The sequence below is a fragment of the Streptomyces sp. UF-297 genome (genome assembly GCF_058245575.1).
The window spans coordinates 1-20896 of the sequence record NZ_JBSIBZ010000040.1 but is presented as its reverse complement, the minus strand read 5'-3'; the positions used below and the strand labels follow the sequence as shown (position 1 = coordinate 20896).

Here is a 20896-nt window from a genome sequence, read left to right as displayed (position 1 = left end):
TCCGGCCGAGCGGCGGGACCGTGACGACACCCCCAAGATCACCCCGCCCATCCCCGCCCCGCCCGCCGGCACTCTCCGCCCCGCCCCGGTTGGCATCATGTCCCCATGCCCGAAGGCGACACCGTCCACCGCGCCGCCCGCCACCTCCACCAGGCGCTCGCCGGCAAACCCCTCACCCGCAGCGACCTGCGCGTCCCCCGTCTGGCCACCGTCGACCTCACCGGCCGTACGGTCCTGGAGGTCGTACCCCGCGGCAAGCACCTCCTGACCCGCGTCGAGGGCGGCCTGACCCTCCACTCCCACCTGCGCATGGACGGCGCCTGGCGGCTGTACGCACCCGGCGAGCGCTGGCGCGGCGGCCCCGCCCACCAGATCCGCGCCGTCCTGGCCGTCGCCGACCGCACCGCCGTCGGCTACCGCCTGCCGGTCCTCGAACTCCTGCGTACGGCCGAGGAGTCCACCGCCGTCGGCCATCTGGGCCCCGACCTCCTGGGCCCGGACTGGGACCCGGACGAGGCCTTGCGCCGCCTGCTCTGCGCCCCCGAACGCCCTCTGGGCGAAGCCCTCCTGGACCAGCGCAATCTGGCGGGCATCGGCAACATCTACAAGTGCGAGCTGTGTTTCCTGCTCGGCGCCTCGCCCTGGCTCCCGGTCGGCCTGCTGCCCGCCCCCGAGCGCGCCCCGGCCCTGGCCAAGAAGCTCCTGGAGATCAACAAGGACCGCCCTGCCCGCACCACCACCCCCAGCGCCCGCCCGGACCGCCGTCTGTGGGTCTACGGCCGCGCCGGCCTGCCCTGCCTGCGCTGCGGCACCGCGGTCCTGACCGCCGACCAGGGCCCCGCCACCCAGGAGCGCGTCACCTTCTGGTGCCCCACCTGCCAGCCCGACCAGGCACTCAACAGCGAACCCTCTCCCGCCAATTGACGCCTCGTCAGTTCCAGCCCTACCCTCACGCCATGCCCCTGCCGGCCCTCGCGGCGTACGACCTCACCGGCCGCACCGCGATCGTCACCGGCGCCGCCGGCGGCATCGGCCGCGCCAGTGCCGCCCTCCTCGCCGCGGCCGGCGCCACCGTACTGTGCGCGGACCGCGACGCCGGGGGCGCGGACGAGACCGCCCGCCGCATCACCGCCGAGGGCGGCGCCGCACACCCCCACGTTCTCGACGTCACCGACCGGTCGCAGACCCGCGCCCTGGTCACCGAGGCCCTGAGCATCACAGGCCGCCTGGACGTGATGGCCCCCATCGCCGGTATCATGCACTCCGGCCCCGTCCTGGAGACCACCGACGCCGACCTCGACCGCGTCTGGGCCACCAACTTCAAGGGCGTCCTGTACGCCTGCCAGGCGGCGGCCGACGCGATGATCACCACCGGCACCCCCGGCTCCATCGTCACCATGGCCTCCGGCGCCATCGACACCGGCGCCCCGGGCCTGCTGTGCTACGGAGTCGCCAAGGCCGCCGTCGTCCAGCTCACCAAGACCCTCGCCACCGAGGTCGGCCCGCACGGCATCCGCGTCAACGCCGTCGCGCCCGGCTGGGTACGCACCCCCATGACCGACCGGCACACCCCCGCCGGCCAGCAGCAGGCCGAGGCCGCCATGATCCGCCGAGCCGCGCTGGGCCGGGTGGGTGAGCCCGCCGACATCGCCCACGCCGTCCTCCACCTCGCCTCGGACGCGGCGTCCTTCACGACCGGCCAGATCCTGCGCCCCAACGGCGGCGTCGCCATGCCGTGGTGACCCGCCGCGCCCCCGCGCCCCCCGGCGCCCTCGCCGACACCGCGGCGGACCGCCGTACGCCCCCACCGCTCGTCTCGGATCGCCCCGCCCCCGCTCCCCCTCGCCCCCGCGCCGCAGCAGGCCCCCGTCCCCCCGCCCGCCCCGCCCACGGCACGCAGTGCACCGGCAGCAGGCTCAGCCCCCACCCGCCCGCCGCCACGGTGCCCTCCACCACCCCCGCCCCCTCGGGCCACAACGCCAGCCGCAGCACGGCCCACCACCACAGTCCCCCGAGGGCGACCGCGGCCGCCCACCGCCCCGGAACCGTCCACGACCTGCGGCCCCGGACGTCGTGCCACGCCATGGCTGCCTCCTGACACCGACGCTAGACGGCGCCTGCCGCCCCTCGGGAGGGCGCACCGGGGCACTACCGGCGCACTCGCACCACCCGGCGGCCCTCACTCATCGAGCACTTCCCCCGCCTCCGGCCCGCCCGACGCCCGCCGCCACGGCCCCGGACCACCCGGTCCCCCCCTCCCCGGCAGTCTCACCCACCGCCCCCGCTCCCGCACCCAGAAGCCCCTCCCCTTCACCCAGCACGCGCGAAGGCCCCCGGACCAAGTGTCCGGGGGCCTTTCGCATACGTCGCGCAGCGGCCGCCTCAGGCGGCCTCCGCCTGGAACATCCAGTGGTGCTTCTCCAGGTCACCGGTCAGCCCGATGAGCAGGTCCTGGCTGACCGGGTCCGGGTCACCGGTCGCGTCGATGCGCTCGCGCATCCGCTCGATGACCGCACCGAGGGCCCGTACCAGCACCTGGACCGCGTCGGTGTCCTTGACCCAGCCGTCCGGGGTCTCGCCGATGCCGCTGGTCTTGGAGACGGTGGAGGCCCGGCCGTCCGGGGTCACCCCGATCGCCGACGCGCGCTCGGCGACCGTGTCCGCGTGCAGACGGGCGGTGTCCACGACCTCGTCGAGCTGCAGGTGTACGGACCTGAAGCGCGGCCCGACGACGTTCCAGTGCACCTGCTTGGCCACGAGCGAGAGGTCCACCAGATCGACGAGCGCGCCCTGCAGCGCCTCCCCGACGATCTTCCGGCCGTCCTCGGTCAGCGTGCTCTTCACCACAGACATCCATTAACTCCTTTTCGAGCGAATGATTCCGTTTGGCCCTCTTGATCCATCGTACAAACGATCCATCGCCATCGGAGGGGCCATACGTCCCCAGGACTCGAGAAGCGCTCAAGGCGCCGCCACCCGGCTCGGGGTACCACCGCCGGGCCGCCCACAAACGTGCCGGAAATGCCGACAGCCCCGGTCAGTACCAACCTGACCAGGGCTAGGGGCAAGCACCTGCGCAATACGGGGTCGCCCCCGGCAGCGGGCGAGCGGTACGGCCTCAGGCCGCCACGACGTCCACGGCCTCCGCGGGGGCCTTGATCGTCACACGCTCCTCCGGCACGCCCGCCAGGGACGTGACGGACACCGCGTTGAACTTCGGCCGCACCGGCGCGGGCACCGGCTCGCTCGCGGCAGCCGACCGCGCCAGCTCCGCGAGCGCCAGCTCGTCGCTGACCTCGCGCATCAGCTCTGACATGCGTACGTCCAGTGCGTCACAGATCGCCGAGAGCAGCTCGGAGGACGCCTCCTTCTGCCCCCGCTCGACCTCGGACAAGTAGCCGAGCGACACCCGGGCGGAGGAGGAGACCTCGCGCAGGGTGCGGCCCTGGCGCTGACGCTGTCGGCGCAGCACGTCACCCAGCAGGCGACGAAGCAGAATCATCGCTGGCTCCCTCCTCGGACCTCGAATCCGGATCCTTCTCGCCCCACCGTACCGCCTCGGGCCTTTGCCGTGCGGGGCGCAAGTTCGTGTTCACTCAGGGCTGCAAACATCAATATCCCCCCCGTTGTTCCGTATCCTGTGCCCGCGCATTCTCTGTCAGTTCGCTCAGCAGCAGCTCTACCGCAGCCGCGACACTGTCCGTACGAATCCGGTCACGGTCACCGGTCAGTTCCAGCCGCCGCACGCTCCCCGTACCGGCCGGACCCTGGGCCGCGACGAAGACGGTGCCCACCGGCTGCCCGTCCTGGGGGTCGGGGCCGGCGACTCCTGTTGTGGCGATACCCCAGTGCGCGCCGAGCACACGTCGAACGCCCCGCGCCATCTGCCGGGCGACCTCGCCGTCCACCGCCCCGCGCTCGGCCAGCAGCGCCCCGTCCACCCCCAGCACCTCGCGCTTGAGCTCGGTGGCGTACGCCGTCACCGAACCCCTGAAGACCCGCGAGGCCCCTGGTACGGCGGTCAGCGCCCCGGCGAGAAGTCCGCCGGTCAGGGATTCGGCCACGGCCAGGCTCTGCCCGCGCCCGGCGAGCGCCTCCAGCGCCTGGGCCGCCGCCGATGTCACCGCAGGGACTCCCGCCCGGCGGGGCCGCTGTCCCGCTCCTCACGCGCCACGCTCTCGCCCGCCGTCACGGCCGAGGCCGCGCCCTCCGCCCGCTGCCCGGCCAGCCCGGCCCGGCGCAGCACGATCGCCTGCCGTACGTAGTCCAGCCCGGTGACGACGGTCAGCACCACGGCCACCGCCATCACCCACCACCGGAACGTGGCGAGCCCTCCGGTCAGCGCGAGGACGTACATGCCCGTCGCCGTGCCCTGCGCCAGTGTCTTGATCTTGCCGCCGCGACTGGCCGGAATCACACCGTGCCTGATCACCCAGAACCGCATGAGCGTGATGCCCAGCTCGCGGAAGAGGATCACACCGGTCACCCACCACGGCAGATCGTCCAGGATCGACAGACAGATCAGCGCCGCGCCCATGATCGCCTTGTCCGCGATCGGGTCGGCGATCTTCCCGAAGTCCGTGACCAGGTTGTACGCCCGCGCCAGATGGCCGTCGAACAGGTCGGTGATCATGGCGATGGCGAACGCGGCCCAGGCGAAGGAGCGCCAGGCCGGGTCGTAGCCGTCGCCGTGCATCAGGAGCATCACGAAGGCGGGCACCAGCAGCAGACGCACCATCGTGAGGATGTTGGCGATGTTCCACACGCTGGCCTGATTGACGGCCGCAGCGCCCAGCTTGCCACCGGGCGCCGGCCTGCCGGTACCGCCCGCTGCGGCTGCCGGGACTCCGGTCATCTGCCCGCCTCCTCGGAACACCCGCCGGCCTCGCCGTCGAGCACTTCGGCGACCAGGTCCACGCCCTCGGTCGCCACTACCTTTGCCACGACCATACGGCCGGGCACCAGGTCCTGGTCGGTGGTCAGGAGAGTGACCCCGTCGGTCTCCGGCGCCTGGTGCGCCGCCCGGCCCACGTAGCCGTCCTCCTCGTCGATCCGGTCGACCAGTACCTCCACGGTCTCACCCAGGCGCTCCTCGGCGCGCTGCGCCGTGAGCTCCTCGGCCAGCCGCGAGATGTGCGCCAGGCGCTCGGCCACCACGTCCGCATCGAGCTTGTGCTCGTAGGTGGCCGCTTCGGTGCCGTCCTCGTCGGAGTATCCGAACACCCCGATGGCGTCCAGACGGGCTTGGCTGATGAAGCGTTCCAGCTCAGCGAGGTCCGCCTCGCTCTCGCCGGGGAATCCGACGATGAAGTTCGAGCGCGCTCCGGCCTGCGGCGCCTTGCCGCGGATCTGCTCCAGCAGCTCCAGGAAGCGGTCGGTGTCGCCGAAGCGCCGCATCGCGCGCAGCACCCCGGGCGCGGAGTGCTGGAAGGACAGGTCGAAGTACGGCGCGACCTTGTCGGTCCCGGTCAGTACGTCGATGAGCCCGGGCCGCATCTCGGCGGGCTGCAGGTAGCTGACCCGGATCCGCTCCAGGCCGTCCACCGCCGCCAGCTCGGGCAGCAGCGTCTCCAGCAGGCGGATGTCGCCCAGGTCCTTGCCGTAGGAGGTGTTGTTCTCGGAGACCAGCATGATCTCCTTCACGCCCTGCTCGGCCAGCCACCGCGTCTCGCCGAGCACGTCCGAAGGACGGCGCGAAATGAACGATCCGCGGAAGGAGGGAATGGCGCAGAAGGAGCACCGGCGGTCGCAGCCGGAGGCCAGCTTCACCGAGGCGACGGGGTTGGTGTCCAGGCGGCGGCGCAGCGGCGCCCGCGGCCCGGACTTCGGTGCGATGCCCTCGGGCAGGTCCTCAGGGGCGGACGCGAGAGCGTCCCCGTGGCCCGGCAGCGCCACCCCGTCGGCGCTCTGCCGCTCGGCGGGGCTGATCGGCAGCAGCTTGCGACGGTCGCGCGGTGCGTGGGCCTCGACACTGCCCCCGCTCAGGATGGTCTGCAGACGGCCGGAGATGTCGGCGTAGTCGTCGAAGCCGAGCACGCCGTCGGCCTCGGGCAGCGCCTCGGCCAGCTCCTTGCCGTATCTCTCCGCCATGCAGCCCACGGCCACCACGGCCTGGGTCCTGCCGTGGTCCTTGAGATCATTGGCTTCCAGCAGGGCGTCTACGGAGTCCTTCTTGGCGGCCTCGACGAATCCACAGGTGTTGACGACGGCGACATCGGCATCGGAGGCGTCCTCGACGAGCTCCCAGCCGTCCGCTGCCAGGCGGCCTGCGAGCTCCTCCGAGTCCACCTCGTTACGGGCGCAGCCAAGAGTGACAAGGGCGACGGTACGGCGTTCGGGCATAGGGCTCAGCCTACTTTGTCCCGGCCGCCGCCATGGCTGCCAGGGTTCGGCTCACCCGTCACCGACGGCTCCCGGGCCTGGTCAGCCCGCCTGCGGGTCCCCAGGGGTGTAACCGGGGGTGTAGCTCAGCCGCTCCACGGAGCCCTTGTTGCCGACCTCCCTGACCTCCTTGCCGTTGACGTACAGCTGTACGGCGGGGGCGTTGCCCAGGACCAGATCGATGCGCTTCTTGTCCGTGAAGGTCCGGGACTGTCCCTGCCTGAGCAGGCCGTCCTCCAGCAGCTTGCCGTTGGCGTCCTTGGCTGAGATCCAGCTCTGCCCGTCCTTGGCGGTGACCTTGATGGTGACCTTGTCCTTGGGCAGCCCCGCGATGGCGCTGTCGGAGGGGGCGGGCTTGGGGTCGACGGGCTTGTTCGGCTTGACCTTGGTCGGCGGGGTCGTCGGCTTGACGCTGCCGGCGGTGTCCCCGCCGGCCACCGGCTTGCCGCTGCCCTTGTCGCCGTCGTTGAAGAGCGTGAAGCCCACGAAGCCGACGACGGCGACGATCGCCGCGACCATCGCGGCCGTCCAGTTGGGGCGGCGCGGCTCGGGGCGGATGCGCTCGGCCTCGAAGAGGGGCGCGGCAGGGGTCGGCGCGGGACGGCCGCCGTGTTCGGCGTCGTACTGCGCGATCAGCGGGGCCGGGTCCAGTCCCACGGCGCGCGCGAGCGTACGGATGTGTCCCCGGGCGTAGACGTCGCCGCCGCAGCGCGAGAAGTCGTCCTGTTCGATCGCATGCACGATGGGAATGCGCACCCGCGTGGTCGTACTGACCTCGTCGACGGTCAGTCCGGCGTCGATACGGGCCTGCTGGAGGACGCGACCGACGGAAGGCCGGTCGTCTTCAGGGGAGTTGCCGATGGACACGGGGGCGCCTTTCGAGCGTGTAGCCACCTGCTGGAAGCTCAGTCTAGGGGTGGAACGAAAGGGTCGGGCAAGCGGGAGAGCGGACTTTGTACGCCATCAGAAGGCCTACGGAGGCAGCCGCTGGTCGCGATGGTGAAGCATCGTCCTGTCACCTCCCTCAACTTGACGTATCGGCAGGAGAAACGGTTGCGTGCGATCTCGTACGGGTGAGAGCCCGTACGGCGCATGACGCCTAGAAGGGAGCCTCCCCGCGGATCACCGCGAGCACTCCATCCAATTCGTCCGGCTTGACGAGCACATCGCGCGCTTTGGACCCCTCGCTCGGCCCGACGATGTTCCGCGACTCCATCAGGTCCATCAGCCGCCCCGCCTTGGCGAAGCCCACCCGCAGCTTGCGCTGGAGCATGGAGGTGGACCCGAACTGCGTGGAGACCACCAGCTCGGCCGCCTGGCACAGCAGGTCCAGGTCGTCGCCGATCTCCTCGTCGATCTCCTTCTTCTGGGTCTGGCCGACGGTGACGTCCTCGCGGAAGACAGGCGCCATCTGATCCTTGCAGTGCTTGACCACCGCCGCGACCTCGGACTCCGTCACGAAGGCGCCCTGCATACGGACCGGCTTGTTCGCGCCCATCGGCAGGAAGAGGCTGTCGCCCTTGCCGATCAGCTTCTCGGCGCCGGGCTGGTCCAGGATGACCCGGCTGTCGGCGAGCGAGGAGGTCGCGAACGCGAGCCGGGAGGGCACGTTCGCCTTGATCAGACCGGTGACGACGTCCACGGAGGGGCGCTGGGTGGCCAGCACCAGGTGGATGCCCGCGGCACGCGCCAGCTGCGTGATGCGGACGATGGAGTCCTCCACGTCGCGCGGCGCCACCATCATCAGGTCCGCCAGCTCGTCGACGATGACCAGCAGATACGGGTACGGCGACAGCTCGCGCTCGCTGCCCTGGGGCGGGGTGACCTTGCCGTTCCTGACGGCCTCGTTGAAGTCGTCGATGTGCCGGAAGCCGTACGCCGCCAGGTCGTCGTAGCGCAGATCCATCTCGCGGACCACCCACTGGAGGGCCTCGGCGGCCTTCTTGGGGTTGGTGATGATGGGCGTGATCAGGTGCGGGATGCCCTCGTAGGCGGTCAGCTCCACGCGCTTGGGGTCCACCAGCACCATCCGCACCTCGTCGGGGGTGGCGCGGGCCATGACCGAGGTGATCAGGCAGTTGATGCAGGAGGACTTTCCGGAGCCGGTGGCACCGGCGACCAGGATGTGCGGCATCTTCGCCAGGTTGGCCGAGACGTAGCCGCCCTCGACGTCCTTGCCGAGCGCGACCAGCATCGGGTGCTCGTCGCCGACCGCCTCCGCCGAGCGCAGCACATCGCCGAGGTTGACCATCTCGCGGTCGCTGTTGGGGATCTCGATGCCGACGGCGGACTTGCCGGGAATCGGGCTGATGATCCGTACGTCCGGACTGGCGACCGCGTACGCGATGTTCTTGGCCAGCGCGGTGATCTTCTCGACCTTGACGGCCGGGCCCAGCTCGACCTCGTAACGGGTGACCGTCGGACCGCGCGTGAAGCCGGTGACCGCCGCGTCCACCTTGAACTCCCCGAAGACATTGGTCAGCGAGTCCACGACCGCGTCGTTGGCGGCACTGCGGGTCTTGCCCGGCCCGCCGCGCTCCAGCAGGTCCAGCGAGGGCAGCGCGTAGGTGATGTCGTTGGACAGCAGCAGCTGCTCGGCCCGCTGCGGCAGATCGTCCACCGGCTCGGGAGCGGCCTTGGTGAAGTCCGGTACGGCGCCCTGCTTGCCCGGCTTCCCGGCCCCGCGCGCGGGCGGCACCGAGCCGCTGTCGGCGGCCGGCTCCTCCGTCTGCTCCCCGCGCTCGCCGGAGATACCGCTGCTCAGGTCCGCGACCAGCGGCGAGGGCTGCACGCCGTGCAGCACGGCGCCGTCCAGCGCTGCGGCGGCCGCGGCGGCCACGTCCACGGCGTCCATGGGGCGGTCCACCGCAGGCTGTACGGGCGTACGGCGCGAACGGCGGCGCTTGGCCAGCGCCTCCTCCTCTATCGCCTCCGGAGAGGCCGCGAGCGGCTCGGCAGCGGGCCGCCTGCTGCGCCGCCCCGGCTGCTCGCGCCACTCCTCGGCGAACTCCTGCGGCCCCTCGGCGGGCTCCACCTCGTAGGTCTCCACCAGGCCCAGACGGGCGCCGAGCGCGCGCAGCCGCTGCGGGATGGCATTGACGGGGGTGGCGGTGACCACCAGCAGGCCGAAGAGGGTCAGCAGCACCAGCAGCGCCACCGCCAGCGTCTGGCCGACGGTGAAGATCAGCGGCTTGGACACCGCCCAGCCGATATAGCCCCCGGCGTCCTGCATGGCTCCTATGCCGTCGCCCCTGCCGGGCGAGCCGCAGGCGATGGCGACCTGCCCCAGGATGCCGATGACCAGCGCCGAGAGGCCGATCACGATCCGCCCGTTGGCCTCGGGCTTCTCCGGGTGGCGGATCAGGCGTACGGCGATGCCGCCCAGCAGTATCGGCACCAGCAGGTCCAGGCGCCCGAACGCCCCGGTCACCAGCAGTTCGACGATGTCGCCGACCGGCCCGCTGAGGTTGGACCAGGTGCCGGCCGCCACGACGAGCGCGAGGCCGAGCAACAGCAACGCCAGTCCGTCCTTGCGATGTGCGGGGTCGAGATTCTTCGCGCCGCGGCCCACGCCGCGGAAGGTCGCGCCGATGCCGTGCGCGACACCGAGCCAGCAGGCGCGTACGAGACGGTAGAGACCGCCGGTGGGCGACGGGGCCGGCTTGGGCGCCGCCTTCTTGACGGGGCCCTTCTTCGCCGGAGCGCGCTTGGCCGCCGCGCCCTTCTTCGGCGGCGCCTTCTTGACGGGCGCCTTCTTGGCGGGCGGTTTCTTCGCGGCGGTCTTCTTCGCTGCGCTCCCGGACCGCCCGGGCTGCTTCGAGGTGCCCGCCGTGCTCTGGGAACCCTTGCCGGACGTACGTGAGGCCATGGTGACGAGATTACAGGCGTCGGCCACCAGTGACACGAGCGATCGAGCGTTGACCCATTCGTGTCGCACAAACCGGCCGTGAGGGAGCGTCAGCCCCGCGGGCCGTCCTCAGCCCTGCGAGGGCACGGTCCCGGTGCCGCCGCCGGTGCCCGGCTCCAGGGCGTCCAGCGCCCTGCGCAGCCCGGTGAGTTTGCGCTCCAGATGCGCCGCGGTGGCCACCGCGGCGGCGTCCGCCGACTCGTCCAGCTGCTTGGACAGCGCCTCGGCCTGCTCCTCGACGGCGGCCAGCCGGGCCGACAGCTCGGCGAGCAGGCCCGCCGGCTCCTTGGCCTCGTTGGCGCTGGAGCGCCCGTTCTCCAACTGGAGCCGCAGCAGCGTCGCCTGCTCCCGCAGCTGGCAGTTCTTCATGTACAGCTCGACGAACACCGAGACCTTCGCGCGCAGCACCCACGGGTCGAAGGGCTTGGAGATGTAGTCCACCGCGCCCGCCGCATAGCCGCGGAAGGTGTGGTGCGGGCCATGGTTGATGGCGGTGAGGAAGATGATCGGGATGTCCCGGGTGCGCTCGCGGCGCTTGATGTGCGCGGCGGTCTCGAAACCATCCATCCCCGGCATCTGCACATCGAGCAGAATCACCGCGAAATCGTCCGTGAGCAGTGCTTTGAGCGCTTCCTCCCCGGACGATGCCCGCACCAGCGTCTGATCGAGCGCGGAGAGGATCGCCTCCAGCGCCAGCAGATTCTCCGGCCGGTCATCGACCAGGAGGATCTTGGCCTTCTGCACCATGGCCCGTCCTCCTCGCCCCGGCAATGCACCGGACGCCGCCCCAGGGGACGGCTCCGTCATGCCGCCCGTCCTTGTGCCGGTCATGGTAGCCGCACCCCGCCTGTCGCCACACCCTGTCACCGCGATGTCACTGTGCACGTAGCACAAACGCAGTGGGAGACCAGAAGGTTCCCCGAATACCGCGCTCCCACACGTTGACGGCCACCCTCAGTCAGCATCCGCCGGGCGTCGCCGACTTCATGGGAAACCGCCGTCACTCCGCCCGCATCCATTGCTCCATCACCGAGAGCAGGTGGTCGGTGTCCACCGGCTTGGTCACATAGTCCGAGGCGCCCGACTCGATGCTCTTCTCCCGGTCGCCCTTCATCGCCTTGGCCGTCAGCGCGATAATAGGCAGCCCGGCGAACTGCGGCATACGGCGGATGGCGGCCGTGGTCGCGTACCCGTCCATCTCCGGCATCATGATGTCCATCAGCACCAGGACGACGTCGTCGTGCTGCTCCAGCACCTCGATGCCCTCCCGGCCGTTCTCGGCGTACAGCACCGACAGGCCGTGCTGCTCCAGGACGCTGGTCAGCGCGAAGACGTTACGGATGTCGTCGTCGACGATGAGCACCTTCTCGCCGTGGAACCCCCCGTCGAAGCTCGGGTCGACCAGGTCCTGCCCGTTGCCGAGCCAGGGCTCCTCGTTGGGCGTCTGGGCGGGCGGGGCCGGCTGGACGGGCGCGGGCAGCGCCGGGCGCCGCGAGACGCCCGAAATCCCGCGCCTGCGGCGGATGTTGAGGCCACCGGAGCCGTTGCGTGAGGACCCCTGCAGCGGCGGTGCCACCTCATCGGCACACTGCCCCTGAGCACCCGCCTCTTCGTCGTGCGCCTCCGCGTCCATCGCCAGCCCGCCGGCGACCAGCTGCGGATAGCCCTGCGGCGGCAGCCCGCCGGGGTTCTGCGGCAGGTACAGGGTGAAGGTGGAGCCGCGGCCCGGCTCACTGGCGGCGTGGATCTCGCCGCCCAGCAGCCGCGCGATCTCCCGGCTGATGGACAGCCCCAGGCCCGTACCGCCGTACTTGCGGCTGGTCGTGCCGTCCGCCTGCTTGAACGCCTCGAAGATCACCCGCATCTTGCTGGAGGCGATGCCGATGCCGGTGTCGGTCACCGAGAAGGCGATCATGTCGGCGTCGGGGTCGCGCAGCGAGCCGTGCTCCAGCAGCTGCTCGCGGATCTGCGGCGGCACATCGCCGCCCGCGGGCCGGATGACCAGCTCCACGGCGCCGGTGTCGGTGAACTTCACCGCGTTGGCCAGCAGGTTGCGCAGCACCTGCAGCAGGCGCTGCTCGTCGGTGTGCAGCGTCGCGGGCAGCTCCGGGGAGACCCGTACGGAGAAGTCCAGGCCCTTCTCCGCGGTCAGCGGCCGGAACGTCGCCTCGACGTAGTCGACGAGCTGGACCAGCGCGATACGGGTCGGGCTGACGTCCATCTTGCCCGCCTCGACCTTGGACAGGTCCAGGATGTCGTTGATGAGCTGGAGCAGGTCCGAGCCCGCACCGTGGATCGTTTCGGCGAACTCGACCTGCTTGGGCGAGAGGTTGCCCTCGGCGTTGTCGGCGAGCAGCTTGGCGAGGATGAGCAGGGAGTTGAGCGGTGTGCGCAGCTCGTGCGACATGTTCGCCAGGAACTCCGACTTGTAGCGCATGGAGACCGCCAGCTGCGCCGCGCGCTCCTCCAGGACCTGCCGCGCCTCCTCGATCTCGGTGTTCTTCACCTCGATGTCGCGGTTCTGCTTGCGCAGCTGCTCGGCCTTCTCCTCCAGCTCGGAGTTGGACAGCTCCAGCGCGCGCTGCCGGCTCTCCAACTCCCCCGAGCGCTCCTTGAGTTGCTCGGTCAGCTGCTGCGACTGCTTGAGCAGGACCTCGGTCTTGGTGTTGACCGAGATGGTGTTGACGCTGGTCGCGATCATCTCGGCGATCTGGCTGAGGAAGTCCTTCTGGATCTGGGTGAAGGACTGGAAGGACGCCAGCTCGATCACGCCCAGGACCTTGTCCTCGAACAGCACCGGCAGCACGATCACATTCGCCGGCGGCGCCTCGCCCAGACCGGAGGCGATCTTCAGATACCCGGAGGGGACGTTCTCCACCAGGATGGTGCGCTTCTCCGCCGCGGCCGTGCCGATCAGCGTCTCACCGGGCCTGAAGGTCGTGGGCATGGAGCCCATGGAATAGCCGTAGGAGCCCATCAGCCGCAGCTCGTAGGCCGACCGGTCCGAGCCGTCGACGTCGATCTCCAACCCGTCGCCGGGCTGGGACGCGAGGAAGAACGCGCCGTGCTGCGCCGAGACGGCCGGGGACAGCTCGCTCATGATGAGCTTGGCCACGTCCTTCAGGTCGCGGCGCCCCTGCATCAGACCGGAGATACGGGCCAAGTTGCCCTTGAGCCAGTCCTGTTCCTCGTTGGCGAGCGTGGTCTCGCGCAGCGTGGAGATCATGGTGTTGACGTTGTCCTGGAGCTCCAGGATCTCGCCCGCCGCGTCCACGTCGATGCGGACGTTGTGGTCCCCGAGCGTCACCGCCGCGGCGACGGCGGCGATCGCGCGCACCTGGCGGGTGAGGTTGCCCGCCATCTCGTTCACCGACTCGGTCAGGTCCTTCCAGGTGCCTGCCACGCCGCGCACCTGCGCCTGACCGCCCAGCTGTCCTTCCGTACCCACCTCGCGGGCCACCCGGGTGACCTGCTCGGCGAACGAGGACAGCTGGTCGACCATGGTGTTGATGGTCGTCTTGAGCTCGAGGATCTCGCCCCGCGCATCGATGTCGATCTTCTTGGTCAGGTCACCCTTGGCGATCGCGGTGGTGACCATCGCGATGTTGCGGACCTGGCCGGTGAGGTTGGACGCCATCGAGTTCACGGACTCGGTGAGGTCCTTCCAGGTCCCGGCGACGCCGGGCACCCGGGCCTGGCCGCCCAGGATGCCGTCGGTGCCCACCTCGCGGGCCACCCTCGTGACCTCGTCGGCGAACGACGACAGCGTGGTGACCATGGTGTTGACGGTGTCGGCCAGCGCCGCGACCTCGCCGCGCGCCTCGACGGTGACCTTCTTGGTCAGATCGCCGTTGGCGACCGCGGCCGAGACCTGGGAGATGTTGCGCACCTGGATGGTCAGGTTGTTGGCCATCAGGTTGACGTTGTCGCTGAGGTCCTTCCAGATGCCGGTGACGCCAGGAACCCTTGCCTGACCGCCCAGTTGGCCTTCCGTACCCACCTCACGGGCGACCCGGGTGACCTGCTCGGCGAACAGCGAGAGCTGGTCCACCATCGTGTTCACGGTCGTGACGAGTTCGAGGATCTCGCCCTTGGCGTCGACGGTGATCTTCTTGGAGAGGTCGCCGCGCGCCACCGCCGTGGTGACCTCGCCGATGTTGCGCACCTGTGAAGTCAGGTTGTTCGCCATGAAGTTGACGGACTGGGTGAGGTCCTTCCACGTACCGCTGACACCCTGCACCTCGGCCTGGCCGCCCAGGATGCCCTCGGTGCCCACCTCGCGGGCGACCCGCGTGACCTGGTCGGCGAAGGAGGAGAGCTGGTCCACCATCGTGTTGAGGGTGTTCTTCAGCTCCAGGATCTCGCCCCGGGCGTCCACATCGATCTTCTGCGAGAGGTCGCCGCGCGCGACCGCGGTGGCGACCTGCGCGATGTTACGGACCTGGGCGGTCAGGTTGCCCGCCATACCGTTCACGGAGTCGGTCAGATCGCGCCACACACCCGCGACGCCGGGCACCTGCGCCTGGCCGCCCAGCCTGCCGTCCGTACCCACCTCGCGGGCCACCCGGGTCACCTGCTCGGCGAAGGCCGAGAGCTGGTCGACCATGGTGTTGATGGTGTTCTTCAGCTCCAGGATCTCGCCGCGCGCGTCCACGTCGATCTTCTGGGACAGGTCGCCGCGCGCCACCGCCGTGGTGACCTGGGCGATCTGGCGCACCTGTGAAGTCAGGTTCCCCGCCATGAAGTTGACGGAGTCAGTCAGTTCCTTCCACGTACCGCTGACGCCGTCCACCCGGGCCTGACCGCCCAGCCGGCCTTCCGTCCCCACGTCCCTGGCCATCCGCGTGACCTGGTCGGCGAAGGAGGAGAGCTGGTCCACCATGGTGTTCACGGTGTTCTTCAGCTGGAGCATCTCGCCGGAGACGTCGACGGCGACCTTCTGCGAGAGGTCACCGTTGGCGACCGCGGTCGTGACCTGGGCGATGTTGCGGACCTGCCCGGTGAGGTTGCGGAAGGCGGTGTTCACCGAATCGGTGAGGTCCTTCCACGTCCCCGCCGCGCCCGGCACCGCCGCCTGGCCGCCCAGCTCGCCCTCGACGCCGATCTCCCGTGCCACGCGCGTCACTTCGGCGCCGAAGGAGGAGAGCTGGTCGACCATCGTGTTGACGGTGTTCTTCAGCTCCAGCATCTCGCCGGCCACATCGACGGTGACCTTCTGCGAGAGGTCACCGTTGGCGACCGCGGTCGTGACCTGGGCGATGTCCCGCACCTGCGCGGTGAGGTTGCGGAAGGCGGTGTTCACCGAATCGGTGAGGTCCTTCCACGTCCCCGCCGCACCGGGCACCTGCGCCTGGCCGCCCAGCTGCCCCTCGGCCCCGACCTCGTTGGCCACCCTCGTCACTTCGTCCGCGAACGTCCGCAGCGTCTCGGTCATGGTGTTGATGGTCTCGGCGAGCTGCGCGACCTCGCCGCGCGCGCTGACGGTGACCTTCTGCGACAGATCGCCGCTGGCGACCGCCGTGGTGACCTGGGCGATCCCGCGCACCTGCGCGGTGAGATTCCCGGCCATCAAGTTGACCGAATCCGTGAGGTCCTTCCACACGCCCGCGACGCCCGGCACCTTCGCCTGGCCGCCCAGCTCGCCCTCCGTACCCACCTCGCGCGCGACGCGCGTCACCTCGGAGGCGAACGAGGAGAGCTGGTCCACCATCGTGTTGACGGTGTTCTTCAGCTCCAGCATCTCGCCGGCGACATGGACGGTGACCTTGCGGGACAGATCGCCCTTGGCCACGGCGGTGGTCACCAGCGCGATGTCGCGCACCTGCGCGGTGAGCCGCGAGGCCATGGTGTTGACCGACTCGGTGAGGTCCTTCCAGGACCCGGACATCCCGCGCACCCGCGCCTGCCCGCCGAGCTTGCCCTCCGTACCCACCTCGCTGGCGACCCGGGTCACCTCGTCGGTGAAGGCCGAGAGCTGGTCGACCAGCCCGTTGACCGTACGGCCCACCTTGAGGAACTCGCCGCGCAGCGGATGCGCCGAATTGCCGTCCGCACCCCCGGAGCGCAGATCCATCCGCTGCTCCAGATCGCCCTCGGACACCGCCGAGAGCACCCGCCCCACCTCGGAGACCGGCCGTACGAGATCGTCCACCAGCGCGTTGGAGGCGTCGATCGCGGTGGCCCAGGAGCCCTCGCACGCGCCGACCTCCAGCCGCTCGGTCAGCTTGCCCTCACGGCCCACCACCCGGCGCACCCGCGCCAGCTCGCCCGTCAGGTGCAGATTGCGGTCCGCGACCTCGTTGAAGACAGCGGCGATCTCCGACATCACGCCGTCGCCCGAGACGGTGAGCCGCTTGCGGAAGTTGCCGTCCCGCATCGCCACGAGTGCGGCCAGCAGCCTGTTCAGAGCGGCCGTATCCACCTCGGTCGTCCCGTTGCTACGGGATCGTCCGCCTTTCGCGCGCGTGCTCACGCCCCGCGCCGCTGCGCCAGACTCCACCGTGTCCCTCCCGCAGGGTCGACCGTTCTACCCGGGCTTCCTCTTCAAGCATTCCCAGTGTTTCACCCCGGCGCACCGAAGCCACCAAGAGCCGAAACGTAACCACATCCTCTGGGGTCCGTTGAAACCGAAGGGCGGGACCTCGCCCTGCGTGATGGCCCTGCGACCCAGCGGCCATGCACATTCTTCGCGGGAATGGGTATGACCGCCAAAGTCCGCCCGCTTCCGCAACGCCCGCCTTCGTTGCACACCACTTGGACCGACGGTTTAGCCTGGCTAGCGCATCGAGGCCACGGGAAACGGGCACAGGACTCGGGGGAGCGACGAGAGGCCAATGGGGAGTGCTGTGATCACCGCGCGGGCAACCGCCACCTTCGAGCCGGTCGGGCGCTCGGTCGCCGCCGCCCGTGCCTTCGTACGCGACACCCTCCAGGGCTGGGGCCACGGTGACATCGTGGACGACGCCGTCGTCCTGACCAGCGAGCTGGTCACCAACGCGGTGGTGCACGCCGGCACCGCCGCCGACGTGCTGTGCCTGCGGACGGACAGCGGCATCCGCATCGAGGTCGCCGACCGCTACCCCGAGCGCGAGATCCCCCTGCAGAGCACCGGCCAGACCATCGCCCACCCCGACCGCGAGGGCGGCCGCGGCCTGCTGCTGTGCGGCGCCCTGGCCACCCGCTGGGGCGTGGAGTACACCCCCGCACAAAAACACGTGTGGTTCCAGCTCGACCTGCCCGAGCGCCCGGCCGGCACCCGCTCCGCCGGCCCCGCCCTGCCCGTGGACGCCCTGCCCGTCACCGACAACCGCGTCCGGGTCGCCGTAATCCAGATCGACCGCGGCGGCTGCATCAGCTCCTGGAACGACGACGCCCAGGACCTGTTCGCGTACGACCCCGAGCAGGTCATCGGCAAGCCGCTCACCGACTTCGCCGCCTGGCCGCACACCCCCGGCACGGGCACCGGCATCCACGAGGCCCTCCAGCTCTCCCGCTGGGAGGGCTCCTACGGCATAAGAGGCGCCGACGGCAGGGTCGTCCCCGTCTACGCCTCCCACCTGCGGGTCCGCGACGCCGACGGCGAGCCCTCGACCGTCTGCCTGCTGGTACGCGACCACGAGCGCGCCGTCCTGCAGAGCCAGCCGCGCTCCCCCGCCCCCGACCAGGCCGCCCAGCAGCCCGAGGGCCGCACCCCGGCCGACCCCTTCGAGGTCTTCATCGGCTCCCCGGCCCCCGACGACCTCGACGGACTGCTCCAGCGCACGGTCGAGCGCGCCCGCGACATGCTCGACGGCGACGCCGCCTACCTCCTGCTGGCCACCGACGACGAGACCGAGCTGGAGGTCCGCGCCTCCACCGGCCTGCCCTCCGCCCGCCAGCGCTTCGCCCGCGTCCCCGTCGAGGCGGGCACCGGCCGCTACGGCTCCGCCCGTATGCCCGCCGTCCACGAGGACCTCAGCGCCGTCCCCGGCGCCGTCCCCCTCCTGACCGGCACGGGCATGCGCTCGGTCGTCATCGTCCCGCTCAAGGTCGAGGGCCGCCTGACCGGCTCCCTCGGCGTCGCCGCCGAGGCCAGGGGCCGCTATACGAACGAGGAGGCACTGCGCCTCCAGTTCGCCGCCGACCGCATCGCCCTGGCCGTGGAGCGCGCCCGCCTCCATGAGCTGGAGCGCCTGCGCCGCGGCTCCCTCTCCTTCCTCGTCGAGGCCTCCGACCTCCTGGCGGGTACGCTCGACCGCGACCAGACACTGGCCCTGATGGCACAGATGACGGTCCCCACCCTCGCCACCTGGTGCGCCGTCTATACGGTCGCCGATCAGGCCTCGGAACCGGAGCTGTCGTACGTCCTGCACGAGGACGAGGAGCGCATCGACGGCCTCAAGACCCTCCTGTCCAAGGTCGCCCCGCCCGACCCGGTGCCCACCCCGGGCGCCCGTGTGTGGACCGCCCCCTCCGACGCCGCCCACGACGCCGCCCTGCGCACGTCCCTGCGCAGCCTGGGCCTGGGCGACTCAGCCCGCCCCTCCACCGGCCCCGGCGCCACCCTGGCCACCGCCTCCGCCGTCGGCGGCGAGACGGTCGTCCTCCCCCTGGTCGCCCGCAACCGCGTCATCGGCATGCTCACCCTCGGCAAGCCCTCCGAGGAACACTTCCGCCAGGAGATCCTCGAACTGGCCGAGGACCTCTCCCGCCGGGCGGCCCTCGCCCTGGACAACGCCCGCCTCTACTCCGAGCGCACGGCCATCAGCCAGTCCCTCCAGCGCAGCCTGCTGCCGCCCGAGCTCCCCGACGTCACCGGCGTCGAGGTCGAGGTCATCTACCGCGCGGCCGGCGAGGGCAACGAGGTCGGCGGCGACTTCTACGACCTCTTCCCCATCCGCGACGGCGCGTACGGCTTCGCCATCGGCGACGTCTGCGGTACGGGCCCGGAGGCCGCCGCCGTCACGGGCCTGGCCCGGCACGCCCTGCGCCTGCTGGCCCGCGAGGGCTTCGGCGGCCCCGCCGTCCTGGAGCGCCTGAACGCCGCGATCCTCGACGAGGGCGCCCGCAGCCGCTTCCTGACCCTTCTCTACGGCGAGCTGTGGCCCCAGCGCGACGGCAGCGCGGTGCTGAAGGTCGTGTGCGCGGGCCACCCCCTGCCGCTGCGCCTGCGCCAGGACGGCTCCGTGGAGCCCGCCGCCGAACCCCAGCCCCTCCTCGGCGTCATGGACGACCTGGAGCTGTACGAGCAGACCGTCACCCTCGACCCCGGCGACGTCCTGCTGTGCGTCACCGACGGCGTCACGGAGCGCCGCGAGGGCACCCGCATGCTCGGCGACGACGGCCTGATCGACGTCCTCAGGACCTGTACGGGCCTGACGGCAGGCGCCGTGGCCGCCCGCATCCTGCGCGCCGTCGAGCGCTTCGCCGCCGAACCGGCCTCCGACGACATGGCGATCCTGGCCATGCGCGTCCCCGAGACCCGCTCGATCGGATAACTTCCCCCGCCCCGGCGGCCTCCGGGCCCCGGCGCACCCCGGACATGAGAAAGGCCCCCGCCGATGGCGGGGGCCTTTCTCTTCCTGAGCCCCAATACGGAATCGAACCGTAGACCTTCTCCTTACCATGGAGACGCTCTGCCGACTGAGCTATTGGGGCCTGTTGCGCTTCGCGGTTTCCCGCTCACCAACGAAAAGAATCATACCCCGAATTCCCCCGTGCTCCGAACCACCTCCGCGTCCCCGCCCCCAATGCCCGCGATGCCCTAAAAGGCAGGCTGCAACAGCCCGCCCAGCGCATTGCACGCGCTCACGATCCGCTGCAATTCCCGCCGCGACAGCGCCGCACCGACCGGCAGCGCCAGCGTCTCGTCCACGGCCCGCTCGGTCTGCGGCAGGAACACATCCCTCCGCAGCCCCGGCAAGCGGTACACGGGCGCCTGTACGGGCACACGGCACAGCACGCCCTTGGCCCGCAGCGCCCTCGCGAACGCGTCGCGGTCCGGCCGCCCGTTCCCCGGCACCCGCACCACGTACCGCTCGTAGCTGTGCCCGGCCGCGGCCACCGGCGGCACCACCCCGGTCAGCCGCGCGTCGAGATACGCCGCGTTCGCCCGCCGCAGCTCGGCCCCGCCCCGATCGGCACCCGGCTCGCCCTCGGCGACCACCAGCAGACCGTGGCGCCGCCCGCTCTCCCGTATCCACCCCAGCTCCGCCGGCCGCCCGAAGCGGTGCACGGCGACGATCGCAGCCGTCCTGGACGTCACCGCGTCCGCCACCGCCGCCGGATCGAGGCAGTAGCTCTCCCCATCGATATCGGCGAAGACCGGCAGCGCCCCCACGCTCACCACGGCCTCCGCTATCTGTGCACTTCCGTACGCCGGCACCACGACCTCGTCGCCGCCCCGCACGCCCGCCGACCTCAGCGTTTCTCCTGTGCCCATACCCATGGATCATGGCCACGCAAAGTGAACGCGAAGTAACGCATTGCACTGCACCGCACAAACAAAAAAGCTCCGGCTCCTGAACCAAAGGTCCAGGAGCCGGAGCTGAATAATTGTTCGGCGGCGTCCTACTCTCCCACAGGGTCCCCCCTGCAGTACCATCGGCGCTGAAAGGCTTAGCTTCCGGG

13 protein-coding genes, 1 tRNA gene and 1 rRNA gene are annotated in these 20896 nt (G+C 70.8%); 3 read left to right on the top strand and 12 right to left on the bottom strand.

The genetic code is table 11. The features are described from left to right. The first annotated feature begins 105 nt into the window (after positions 1 to 105). Positions 106 to 924 (top strand): Fpg/Nei family DNA glycosylase, encoded by an 819-nt coding sequence (locus AC4IJH_RS22470; RefSeq protein ID WP_490853610.1) that lies wholly within the window; start codon positions 106 to 108, stop codon positions 922 to 924. 32 nt (positions 925 to 956) lie between these two features. Further along, complete coding sequence (locus tag AC4IJH_RS22465) at positions 957 to 1742, top strand: SDR family NAD(P)-dependent oxidoreductase (protein ID WP_490853609.1); 786 nt, start codon at positions 957 to 959, stop codon at positions 1740 to 1742. 640 nt (positions 1743 to 2382) lie between these two features. Here AC4IJH_RS22465 and AC4IJH_RS22460 read toward each other — a convergent pair. From AC4IJH_RS22460 to AC4IJH_RS22420, 9 genes are all read right to left on the bottom strand, one after another. Further along, entirely contained in the window at positions 2383 to 2853 is a 471-nt protein-coding gene (locus AC4IJH_RS22460; protein WP_490853608.1) for a Dps family protein, read from the bottom strand. Positions 2854 to 3118: 265 nt separating this feature from the next. Beyond that, positions 3119 to 3502 (bottom strand): helix-turn-helix domain-containing protein, encoded by a 384-nt coding sequence (locus AC4IJH_RS22455; RefSeq protein WP_490853607.1) that lies wholly within the window; start codon positions 3500 to 3502, stop codon positions 3119 to 3121. A 109-nt stretch (positions 3503 to 3611) separates the two neighbouring features. Next, on the bottom strand, positions 3612 to 4124 hold the full coding sequence (locus AC4IJH_RS22450; protein WP_490853606.1) for a CinA family protein: 513 nt from the start codon (positions 4122 to 4124) through the stop codon (positions 3612 to 3614). Further along, positions 4121 to 4855: a CDP-diacylglycerol--glycerol-3-phosphate 3-phosphatidyltransferase gene (gene pgsA / locus AC4IJH_RS22445; protein WP_490853605.1), complete on the bottom strand. Its 735-nt coding sequence runs from the start codon at positions 4853 to 4855 to the stop codon at positions 4121 to 4123. Before pgsA ends, AC4IJH_RS22450 begins: the two co-directional genes overlap by 4 nt. Continuing rightward, the gene (gene rimO, locus AC4IJH_RS22440) at positions 4852 to 6342 is read right to left on the bottom strand and encodes a 30S ribosomal protein S12 methylthiotransferase RimO (protein ID WP_490853604.1); all 1491 of its coding nucleotides are present in this window, start codon (positions 6340 to 6342) and stop codon (positions 4852 to 4854) included. Before rimO ends, pgsA begins: the two co-directional genes overlap by 4 nt. Before the next feature lie 81 nt (positions 6343 to 6423). Further along, complete coding sequence (locus tag AC4IJH_RS22435) at positions 6424 to 7248, bottom strand: helix-turn-helix domain-containing protein (protein ID WP_490853603.1); 825 nt, start codon at positions 7246 to 7248, stop codon at positions 6424 to 6426. A 232-nt stretch (positions 7249 to 7480) separates the two neighbouring features. Then, positions 7481 to 10249 carry a DNA translocase FtsK gene (locus AC4IJH_RS22430; protein ID WP_490853602.1) on the bottom strand — a complete coding sequence of 923 codons (2769 nt, stop codon included), beginning with the start codon at positions 10247 to 10249 and terminating at the stop codon, positions 7481 to 7483. 108 nt (positions 10250 to 10357) lie between these two features. After that, positions 10358 to 11035 (bottom strand): response regulator, encoded by a 678-nt coding sequence (locus tag AC4IJH_RS22425; RefSeq protein ID WP_490853601.1) that lies wholly within the window; start codon positions 11033 to 11035, stop codon positions 10358 to 10360. Positions 11036 to 11288: 253 nt separating this feature from the next. Next, a complete protein-coding gene (locus AC4IJH_RS22420; RefSeq protein WP_490853600.1) occupies positions 11289 to 16787 on the bottom strand; it encodes a HAMP domain-containing protein in 5499 nt (1832 codons plus the stop codon). A 346-nt stretch (positions 16788 to 17133) separates the two neighbouring features. Here AC4IJH_RS22420 and AC4IJH_RS22415 point away from each other — a divergent pair, with 346 nt between their 5' ends. Then, positions 17134 to 19764 (top strand): SpoIIE family protein phosphatase, encoded by a 2631-nt coding sequence (locus tag AC4IJH_RS22415; protein WP_490853645.1) that lies wholly within the window; start codon positions 17134 to 17136, stop codon positions 19762 to 19764. An 87-nt stretch (positions 19765 to 19851) separates the two neighbouring features. Here the strand turns inward: AC4IJH_RS22415 and AC4IJH_RS22410 are convergent. The 3 genes from AC4IJH_RS22410 to rrf form a co-directional block, all read right to left on the bottom strand. Next, positions 19852 to 19924: transfer RNA gene (locus tag AC4IJH_RS22410), tRNA-Thr, on the bottom strand. 106 nt (positions 19925 to 20030) lie between these two features. Then, positions 20031 to 20708 carry a DegT/DnrJ/EryC1/StrS family aminotransferase gene (locus AC4IJH_RS22405; RefSeq protein ID WP_490853599.1) on the bottom strand — a complete coding sequence of 226 codons (678 nt, stop codon included), beginning with the start codon at positions 20706 to 20708 and terminating at the stop codon, positions 20031 to 20033. 115 nt (positions 20709 to 20823) lie between these two features. Continuing rightward, positions 20824 to 20896: ribosomal RNA gene (gene rrf, locus AC4IJH_RS22400) — 5S ribosomal RNA — on the bottom strand; the annotation flags it as partial.

What these genes read in the sequence shown, in the direction of transcription:
- AC4IJH_RS22425 (WP_490853601.1), bottom strand. Translation starts at nt 11,035, where the DNA reads ATGGTGCAGAAGGCCAAGATCCTCCTGGTCGATGACCGGCCGGAGAAT.
- AC4IJH_RS22470 (WP_490853610.1), top strand. Translation starts at nt 106, where the DNA reads ATGCCCGAAGGCGACACCGTCCACCGCGCCGCCCGCCACCTCCACCAG.
- AC4IJH_RS22405 (WP_490853599.1), bottom strand. Translation starts at nt 20,708, where the DNA reads ATGGGCACAGGAGAAACGCTGAGGTCGGCGGGCGTGCGGGGCGGCGAC.
- AC4IJH_RS22430 (WP_490853602.1), bottom strand. Translation starts at nt 10,249, where the DNA reads ATGGCCTCACGTACGTCCGGCAAGGGTTCCCAGAGCACGGCGGGCACC.
- AC4IJH_RS22465 (WP_490853609.1), top strand. Translation starts at nt 957, where the DNA reads ATGCCCCTGCCGGCCCTCGCGGCGTACGACCTCACCGGCCGCACCGCG.
- AC4IJH_RS22455 (WP_490853607.1), bottom strand. Translation starts at nt 3,502, where the DNA reads ATGATTCTGCTTCGTCGCCTGCTGGGTGACGTGCTGCGCCGACAGCGT.
- AC4IJH_RS22460 (WP_490853608.1), bottom strand. Translation starts at nt 2,853, where the DNA reads ATGTCTGTGGTGAAGAGCACGCTGACCGAGGACGGCCGGAAGATCGTC.
- pgsA (WP_490853605.1), bottom strand. Translation starts at nt 4,855, where the DNA reads ATGACCGGAGTCCCGGCAGCCGCAGCGGGCGGTACCGGCAGGCCGGCG.
- rimO (WP_490853604.1), bottom strand. Translation starts at nt 6,342, where the DNA reads ATGCCCGAACGCCGTACCGTCGCCCTTGTCACTCTTGGCTGCGCCCGT.